The organism is Gammaproteobacteria bacterium, from assembly GCA_003696665.1.
GTDB lineage: Bacteria > Pseudomonadota > Gammaproteobacteria > Enterobacterales.
Window position 1 is genome coordinate 1 of record RFGJ01000181.1, and the last position, 8469, is coordinate 8469.

An 8469-nucleotide genomic window follows, 5' to 3' on the forward strand; every position below is an offset into this window, starting at 1 on the left:
TAGGAGAAGATACGGACAACGAGACGGCGTTCTGGAGTCAATCGGTGGAAGCGCTAACTGAAGCCTTAGCGCAATGTGGTTTTCGCGATCCGATGACCGCGGCGCAGGCGATATCAAGATTTCGAGACGACGTCGATCGGCCAGGTTCCCGAGTGGGCCAGCGAGGCCGAAAACGCCTCTTTCGTCTAGTGCCACAGCTGACGCAAGCGGTTGCCAAGACGCCCACACCGGATCGCGTCTTACAGGACTGGCTAACCCTCCTGCATGCGATTCGTCACCGCACGGCTTACCTTGATTTATTTTGCGAAAATCCGATGACGGTGACACGTTTGACGGACATGATGAGTGCCAGTCACTGGGTTGCGTCTCATGCGGCGAGGTATCCGCTGGTACTTGATGAACTGCTAAATCCCGCATTTCTCAACGACATACCGACGGTTGAAGACATTGAAGACGATTTGCGGCGTCGTTTGTTGGGGGTGCCAGACTCGGATGAGGAAACGCTATGGGAAGTCCTGCGCGAGCACAAGCAGCAGTGGATTTTCCATCTCGGCGTGGCTTTCGCTACCGGCCATCTGCCAATTGGGCAATTACAAAAACTGCTCACAGGCTTGGCCAATGGGATTTTAACTGCGGTCACTAGGTTTTCAATTCGACGACAATTCCCGGCACCGGATGACAAGACAGCGTTGGAGCAATTTGTTTTACTCGGCTACGGAAAGCTGGGCTCGGGGGAACTATCATTGGGTTCTGATTTGGATTTGGTATTTTTGCACCAAGCGACAGATGACGACAGAATCGCAGGATATCTCCGGGTCGTTCGGCGAATTGTCCAGATGCTCTCGACCCAGACGTTTGGCGGCATTCTCTACCATGTTGATACGCGTCTACGACCATCCGGGCGAGCAGGCTTGCTGATCAGCAGTTTTGACAGCTATGCCCGTTATCAGCGCGAAGAAGCGTGGACGTGGGAGCATCAGGCCTTGGTCAAGGCGCGTGTGGTGGTCGGCCCTGATGCAGTGCGAACCCGTTTTGAAAATTTACGTCGGGAAATCTTGTCGAAAAGACGCAATCCGCACGCGCTGCTTGAAGAGGTGCGTGAGATGCGTGCCCGCATACAGCAGCAAACGAAGTTGGCTGACTGGCAAGAGACTATCAAAATCGGCGACGGTGGATTGATAGACATTGAGTTTCTAGTGCAGTATTTGGTCCTTTGCCACGCGCATGCGGCGCCTGCACTGGTTGAGCCGCGCGATACGGCCGGCTTGTTGAACGCTTTGGCGCAATATGGATTCTTGGATGAGGAAACGAGCACGATGCTTGCGAATGTGCATCGAAATTTGTTGGATGCACTCAATCAGTGCGAAGTGGGCCGGCAGCCAGACAGTCAGGTGATCGAAACGTCCATGACGGAGGCGAATCGGGTGATTCGTGCACTCGGCCTGTAGTGAGGTTATAATTGCGCCAGACATTCAAGAGGGTATGGCCATGACAGCAGCTGAACAGAAACAACCGCGTGAAGTCGAAATCGGTCCTGACGCTTTACCATTGCACTGCCCGGGCGATAATGCGCCATTGTGGGCAATGCACCCACGTGTGTATTTGCCGCTTGAGAACGGTCGGGCAACCTGTCCGTATTGCGGCACAACCTATCGTCTCAAAAGCAAATAAGCACACGTGAAGTTGTGCTTAGTGACAGATGACAAACCTGGGCATTGGAATCAAATGCTCGGGTTGGTCAATGCACTTGCACGCCAAAGGAACATCACCTACAAGCGTGACAGTCTAAGCGCGCCGCAAGCGTTGGCCGACTTGCGTGAATGGTCGCCAGATCTCATCGTCGCGGCCGGCCATCAAACACATCGACGCGCATTGGTGCTCAAATGGCGTTTGCGTCTGCCGCTGTGTGTTTTGATGAAGCCTAGTTTGCCACGATGGTTGTTCGATTTTTGTATCGTTCCCAAACATGACGGCTGGCGAGATTCGGACCGCGTGCTGACGACCTATGGGGCCATTAATAACGTCCAGCCGCAGCCGAAAAATCCAAATTCCGGTCTCGTACTTTTGGGGGGTGAATCACGGCATGCAGATTGGCAGAGCGACGAAATTGTGCGGCAAGTTATCACCATTGTTCATGAAGACAGTGAGCGTCATTGGACGATTGCCGACTCTCGAAGAAGTCCCCCCGATTTGCTTAAACAATTTTCGTCGCTCAACGTGTCGGTGATGCCTTGGGCGTCCTGTCCAAGCGGCTGGTTGGCTGACGCTTTGGGCAGAACCGAGCGCGTGTGGGTCACGCCGGACAGTGTCAGCATGGTATATGAAGCATTGAGTGGGGGTTGCCAGGTCGGTCTGCTGGATTTGCCCATGCGTAACACCCGCGTGGCCAAAGGAATGCGGGCGCTGGTGGAAGAACAACGGGTGATGACTTTTGATTCGAGACATCAAACATGGCCAGCACCGCAGCCGTTGGCAGAAGCGGATCATGCGGCGCAATGGTTGTTGGAGCGACTGTCATGACAAAGGCTTTGCGCGTCATACAAGTCGTGCCATCGCTTGAAGGTGGTGGTGTCGAGCGGGGGGTGTTGGAAGTTGGCCAAGCCCTTGTCGAACGTGGTTTCACCTCGATTGTGATTTCTGGCGGTGGTCGGTTGGTACCCTCTCTTGAGGCAGGTGGCAGCCAACATTTCGAATTTCCGGTTGGCAAGAAATCGCTGATGACACTCTTGCGAGTTCGGCAATATCGCCACCTTCTTGTCAACTTGCAACCGGATATTGTCCACGTGCGTTCGCGCCTGCCGGCATGGATGACATATTTCGCGTTACGTGGGTGGCCAAAAGCACAGCGACGACCCGTGTGGCTCAACACCGTTCACGGGCTCTATTCTGTCAATGCATACAGCGCCATTATGACGCGTTCTGTTCATGTGATTGCGGTGTCCGAAACAGCGCGCCGCTATGTCCTTGAAAACTATTCGGATTGCCCGAGTACAAGGGTGACCGTGATTCCTAGGGGAGTGGATCCTTCTGCTTTCCCGTATGGTTATCAGGCGGATTCAGGTTTTGTCGAGGCATTTTGTGTTCAGCATCAACTTGGACAGTCAGCGCCTATCTTGACGCTACCGGGACGCTTTACCCGTTTGAAGGGGCATTTGGCGTTTTTGCATGCCATCGCCAAATTGAAAGCCGTTTGGCCTGATGTGATGGGATTGATGATCGGTAAAATCGATGGAAAAAGTGCAGCGTATGTTGAAGAATTGCGAGCAACAATCGATCAACTGCAGCTGCATCAAAACGTCCGAATCATTGATCAAGTGGCAAACATCCGAGACGTTTATGCCATGTCTGACGTGGTACTCTCCTTATCGGAAAAACCAGAATCATTTGGGCGTACTGTATTGGAAGCGCTTTCGCTCGGTGTTCCGGTTGTCGGTTGGGCGCATGGTGGTGTGGCGGAAATATTATCCAATGTGTTTCCGGCGGGTGCTGTGGCCCAAGGTGATATGGATGGCTTGATTGAACGTCTTAAGGCTATTATCAGGGAACAACAGCGGCCACCGGAGCAGCATCCTTATACACTTACCCACAGCCTTAGCATGGAACTGAACTTGTATGAACGTCTTGCCGAGAGCTTCGCATGAAAGATAAGCGCCCCGTGTCTGTCTACATTATTACTTTGAATGCCGAGCGCACCTTGGCCGCTTGTCTGGAAAGTGTGCGGGATTTCTCAGAGGTTGTGGTCGTTGATTCGGGTTCGACCGACCGAACTGTCGAAATTGCAAAAGCCTATGGCGCAAAAGTTGTCTATCAAGAATGGCTTGGGTTTGCCCGTCAAAAACAATTTGCACTCTCAATGTGTCAGCATGATTGGGTATTAAATTTAGATGCGGACGAATATGTCAGCGATGAACTGATAAAAGAGATTGATATCGTTGTCCAGCATGGTGATGTGGTGGGACTCAATATCCCCATTCGTGAAATTTTTTTAGGGAAGCCGAATCATCCATGGACGAAAATGAATCGGCACATACGATTTTTTAAACGCGAATTGGGCGGATACGCTGACGTCGAAGTTCACGAGAGCATTTCGGTTTCTGGGCCTGTGCGTGATGCCAACGGCGTCATTTTTCACGATGGTTTGCATTCGCTCTCAGTGATGCTGGAAAAAAATAATCGATACTCTACGCTGCGAGCCCAGGAGAAGTTTAAAAAAGGCAAGTCAGCGTCTGTATTGAAACTGCTATTGGTTTTTCCAGTGATGTTTATCAAGTCTTATTTGATAAAAAGAAATTTTCTCAATGGCGTGCGAGGGTGGATTGCTTCACTTAACAATGCTTTTTACGCCTTTATGAAAGAAGCCAAACTGTATGAGCTGAAGCTCAATGCAAAAGAGGACAATCATGCGAATTTTGATGATCACCAGTGAATTCCCACCCACCATTGGTGGCGTTGGGAGTCACGTCTATGAACTGTCACGTGCACTTGCAGCGCTTGGTCATCAAATCAGTATCGTGACATTGCCAATCGATGGTGAGCCGGAAAAAAGGGTTGTGGATGGGCTCACAGTGGAGCGCCCATCACTCGTGAAGTGGATGCCTTGGCATGATTACCACCTCAAAGCATATTTGACCAAAAGACTTCGCGAAGAGCATGTTGATGTGATTCATGTTCATGGATTGCGCGGTGTCTGGGGGGCAAGTGGTCATGGCGTCCACGTGGTGTTTACTAACCACACTTCTGGTTTTCTAAAACGGTTGCAAGGGCCGGCTTGGAAACGTTGGCGAACACTGCAACGCATTCGTCATGTCAATGCCATCATCGCGCCCAGTCACGAGCTTTGTGACGCCGTACGATCAGTGGGTTATCAAGGGCCAGTGGCGTTCATTTCCAATGGGGTCGATGCGGATAAATTTTCACCCGGCACGAGCAAACTAAAAAGCGTATGGCGAGATGACGACGATGTCCCGGTGATTCTGATGGCGCGTCGGCTCGTTGAGAAAAACGGCGTACGTTATTTTGTTCAGGCCTTGAAACATATCAATGATCTAAAGTTCAAGGCGGTGATTGCAGGGGATGGCCCTGAACGTCAATGGATGGAGCGCTATGTGCATCAGCATGGCCTATCAGATAAAGTCAAATTTCTTGGGGGCGTGCTGAATAGCGATATGCCCGAGATTTACCGAGCGGCTGACATCAGTGTGCTGCCTTCGTTGATGGAAGCCACGAGTATTGCAGGTCTGGAAGCCATGGCCACAGGGTTGCCGCTGGTCGGTACTCATGTCGGTGGCATCCCAACATTGATAGAAGATGGCATCAATGGATTTTTGGTTCCGCCCAAACAACCCGAGGCGATGGCCGAAAAACTGAAAGTTTTGATCGCCGACAGCAGCTTACGCCAGCGAATGAGTCAGGCGGCACGCGCTCGCGTTGAAAAGCATTTCACGTGGTCAGTGATTGCTGCGGAGACGGAAAAAGTCTACGCCAAATGTTTGGCTGAGTGTTAGGTACCTGTCTAGATTTGTCATCTTGGGTGCTGTATAGAGCACTGAATATTGACGCGATAATACAATTGACGCTAAAGCGTCTGAACTTAGTTGCGCTCGTTCATGTTGCTGGTGCGAGCGCTGGACGTTGTTCCTAGTGTGATTGTCTTTGTCAGACGATGACCATCGTTGATCACAGTTGGTTTGGCTGCACTTCGACTCGATTTCGTCCCTTTTGTTTTGCTCGATAAAGGGCTGAGTCAGCGCGATGTAAAAATTGTGCGATGGTGTCCTCTTGATGAAAACATGTGACACCAAAGCTTGCTGTTCTCTGCTTGACCGTTGGGAAATTATGCAGTTCGATACAGCTTCTCAAATTATTGGCAAGAGTCATGGCTCCATTGAGTCCGGTTTCTGGACAAATGACGATAAATTCTTCACCGCCCCAACGACCGACGACGTCGGTTTTTCTGACGTGTTGTTGAAGAATCTTGGCAAAATCAATCAGGACGGAATCACCCACTAAATGACCGTAGCAGTCATTGACTTGTTTAAAGAAGTCGATATCGATCAAGATAACGCACAGGTCCAAGGCGTACCGTTGTGCCCGTTCCACTTCGTAATGCAGCGTTTCATTGATTTTGTGTCGGTTATAGACGCCTGTGAGCGGGTCGGTGACCGCCAGCTTTTCTTTTTCTCTCCTCAACAGCAATTCCGACTCGAGCTGTTGTTTAAGTTGACGTCTCAGGGTGGCCAGTTCGGTGATATCTGTTGAAAGATTGATCAAACGAGTCACCTTGCCAGAGGCATCTTTCATCGGAATTTTCTTTGACCAAAAGTAACGTGTGGTACCGTTAGGAAGGGTGCATTCCGTTTCCTCGCTCATTGGTTCACCGGACGCATAGACATGATCGTCGGAAGCGACAATACGCTTCATAAGTTCTGAGGAGAATTGATCGGGTGGTGTGCCAGTCAATGCATCCAGAGATGGCTGAAATAAGGCTTCGGCCTTCGGGTTTACATAGAGAAATTGGTTATCGCTGTCTTTAAGGTAAAGATAGGCGTCAATATTGTTGACGATACAATCAAGCAACTCCTGTTTTACTGCAAGTTCAAGCTCAAGTTTTTTTCGTTTCGTTATGTCTGTGGAGACACCATACATGCCACAAATTTTTCCTTGCTCATCGTAGAGGGGGCTTTTGACGGTTTGGTAATAGCGCACCTCCCCGGTTTCTTTAATGACATTGCGCTCCTCCGTGGCAATCACGATGCCTTCATTCATGACACGGTGATCATTCTGTTTCAGTTCGTCAGATTCCTCGAGCGAAAAAAAATGTGAGTCGTCTTTGCCCAATATCTCTTCTCGGGGACAGCCAAACAGATCACAGACCAGCTGGTTGACGTAGGTATAGCGTCCGTCAAGGTCTTTGGCAAAGACATAGGCGCCAATAGAATCCAGCAAGGTATTGAGTCGCACAAGCTCTTGCTCTAGTTGCCTGTATCTTTCTTGCAGCGATGGTGTGCGTGATTTTTTCGACATGGGTCAATACCTGCGGTGTCTCTGACAAAAAGGCGCCGAAGCGCGCATGATATACACCGAACCTGATCTTTCGTAACCGATTGACGTGATGATTAAATGATAGACTAAATGAGCCGATTTAATGGCATCACGCGCGTCCTATCCGTAGACAGTCGTTGCCGTTTAGTCGTCACCACCATTTATGAACCATAAAATTAGAGTCACAACGATGCTGACAATCAGCATGGTGGTGATTGGGAAATAGAATTTGAAGCCTGGGCGTTCAATGATGATATCGCCGGGCAGGCGGCCAAAAGGGATCTGGCTGATCCACGGCCAGAAAATGCCAATCATAAGCAAAGCGACACCAAGAAAAATCAGAAGCTTTTGCATATTGTGCTTGATAAGTGGCGAGATGGCACTATTTTACCATGAAAGTGATTGTGTCATGAGACACGGGCTGTGTTGACGCGGCGAACCTGTGTCGCGAGACACTTGCAAAGCAAGCGCGAAGAAAATGATGGATTTGATGCTTATCACCTTAATTAACACGGTATTGATGGTGGCAACCGTGGTGATCCACTACGAAGCCATCCGATCTATGACGATTTTCATTCCGAGGCTTGCTATTGATCACCGTGCACGGATTCTTGTGGGCGTTTTTGGTGCTTTGGCCGCGCATGTGGTTGAGGTATGGATATTTGGTGTGGCTTGTTTTGGCTTAGATCGGCTGGGCCGGTTTGGGCATTTGGAAGGCAATTATCATCACAGTTTACTCGATAGCGTGTACTTCTCTTTTACCAATTATACGACGTTGGGGTATGGTGACATTGAGCCGCATGGATTGATTCGGTTCTTAACAGGCATTGAAGCCTTGACTGGTTTGGTGATGATCACTTGGACAGCCTCATTTTTGTATTTTGAAATGGAACGAAACTGGCAAAGCCGCAGCGATGTCAATTGATCGTCTGGCCAAAAGAATACGTCTTTTGCCGGACTTTGCGGTGCAAAAAGGCTTTCTGCCGCGCGCACCTTATGCCACAATCACTTCAGACGGATTTCAGCGCGGTTGGCTATGTATCGGCAGTTTTTTGGGCTGACGGAAAGACCCTTCACCATTTCACCAAATCCTCGTTATTTGTATATGAGCCCACGCCATCGCGAGGCGTTAGCCCATTTATTGTTCGGGATTGGTGATGGTGGGGGATTTGTGGTGTTGACTGGTGAGGTCGGCACGGGCAAGACAACTCTGTGTCGCCGCATGTTGGAGCAAATGCCGAGCCATATCAACGTCGCTTATGTCGTCAATCCCAAGATTTCGGCTCAGGAACTGCTTGAAATCATTTGCGACAAGTTGAATATTCCGGTGCCACCACAACGACGCAATATCAAGGACCTGATCGATCTGCTCAATACCTTCTTGCTCGAAACGCACAAGCGGGGCATGAAAACCGTGCTCATCATTGA

The 8469-nt window shown here is 50.0% G+C and carries 10 protein-coding genes; 8 read left to right on the forward strand and 2 right to left on the reverse strand.

All coding sequences use genetic code 11. The features are described 5' to 3' along the window. The 6 genes from D6694_05305 to D6694_05330 form a co-directional block, all read left to right on the forward strand. On the forward strand, window positions 1-1448 hold a 1448-nt coding region (locus tag D6694_05305; GenBank protein RMH44927.1), incomplete at its 5' end, for a bifunctional glutamine synthetase adenylyltransferase/deadenyltransferase. A 40-nt stretch (window positions 1449-1488) separates the two neighbouring features. Continuing rightward, the gene (locus D6694_05310) at window positions 1489-1671 is read left to right on the forward strand and encodes a zinc-finger domain-containing protein (GenBank protein RMH44935.1); all 183 of its coding nucleotides are present in this window, start codon (window positions 1489-1491) and stop codon (window positions 1669-1671) included. A 21-nt stretch (window positions 1672-1692) separates the two neighbouring features. Beyond that, window positions 1693-2520: a hypothetical protein gene (locus D6694_05315; protein RMH44928.1), complete on the forward strand. Its 828-nt coding sequence runs from the start codon at window positions 1693-1695 to the stop codon at window positions 2518-2520. Beyond that, on the forward strand, window positions 2451-3641 hold the full coding sequence (locus tag D6694_05320; protein ID RMH44929.1) for a glycosyltransferase: 1191 nt from the start codon (window positions 2451-2453) through the stop codon (window positions 3639-3641). Before D6694_05315 ends, D6694_05320 begins: the two co-directional genes overlap by 70 nt. Continuing rightward, on the forward strand, window positions 3638-4426 hold the full coding sequence (locus D6694_05325) for a glycosyltransferase family 2 protein (protein RMH44930.1): 789 nt from the start codon (window positions 3638-3640) through the stop codon (window positions 4424-4426). Before D6694_05320 ends, D6694_05325 begins: the two co-directional genes overlap by 4 nt. Continuing rightward, a complete protein-coding gene (locus tag D6694_05330) occupies window positions 4383-5504 on the forward strand; it encodes a glycosyltransferase family 1 protein (protein ID RMH44931.1) in 1122 nt (373 codons plus the stop codon). Before D6694_05325 ends, D6694_05330 begins: the two co-directional genes overlap by 44 nt. 172 nt (window positions 5505-5676) lie before the next feature. On the opposite strand, the gene D6694_05335 is transcribed toward D6694_05330, so the two are convergent. Both D6694_05335 and D6694_05340 read right to left on the reverse strand, forming a co-directional pair. Beyond that, a complete protein-coding gene (locus tag D6694_05335) occupies window positions 5677-7023 on the reverse strand; it encodes a diguanylate cyclase (GenBank protein RMH44932.1) in 1347 nt (448 codons plus the stop codon). 162 nt (window positions 7024-7185) lie between these two features. Further along, the gene (locus D6694_05340) at window positions 7186-7395 is read right to left on the reverse strand and encodes a DUF2905 domain-containing protein (protein RMH44933.1); all 210 of its coding nucleotides are present in this window, start codon (window positions 7393-7395) and stop codon (window positions 7186-7188) included. A 133-nt stretch (window positions 7396-7528) separates the two neighbouring features. Between D6694_05340 and D6694_05345 the strand changes: the two genes are divergently transcribed. Both D6694_05345 and D6694_05350 read left to right on the forward strand, forming a co-directional pair. Then, window positions 7529-7966 carry a two pore domain potassium channel family protein gene (locus D6694_05345; protein RMH44936.1) on the forward strand — a complete coding sequence of 146 codons (438 nt, stop codon included), beginning with the start codon at window positions 7529-7531 and terminating at the stop codon, window positions 7964-7966. Window positions 7967-8077: 111 nt separating this feature from the next. After that, window positions 8078-8469, forward strand: a 392-nt coding sequence (locus D6694_05350; GenBank protein RMH44934.1) for a hypothetical protein, incomplete at its 3' end; no start/stop codon positions are given.

Excerpts from the sequence above, each read along its gene's own strand:
- D6694_05310 (RMH44935.1), top strand. The coding sequence starts at position 1,489 with ATGACAGCAGCTGAACAGAAACAACCGCGTGAAGTCGAAATCGGTCCT.
- D6694_05340 (RMH44933.1), bottom strand. The coding sequence starts at position 7,395 with ATGCAAAAGCTTCTGATTTTTCTTGGTGTCGCTTTGCTTATGATTGGC.
- D6694_05335 (RMH44932.1), bottom strand. The coding sequence starts at position 7,023 with ATGTCGAAAAAATCACGCACACCATCGCTGCAAGAAAGATACAGGCAA.
- D6694_05330 (RMH44931.1), top strand. The coding sequence starts at position 4,383 with ATGCAAAAGAGGACAATCATGCGAATTTTGATGATCACCAGTGAATTC.
- D6694_05325 (RMH44930.1), top strand. The coding sequence starts at position 3,638 with ATGAAAGATAAGCGCCCCGTGTCTGTCTACATTATTACTTTGAATGCC.
- D6694_05320 (RMH44929.1), top strand. The coding sequence starts at position 2,451 with ATGGCCAGCACCGCAGCCGTTGGCAGAAGCGGATCATGCGGCGCAATG.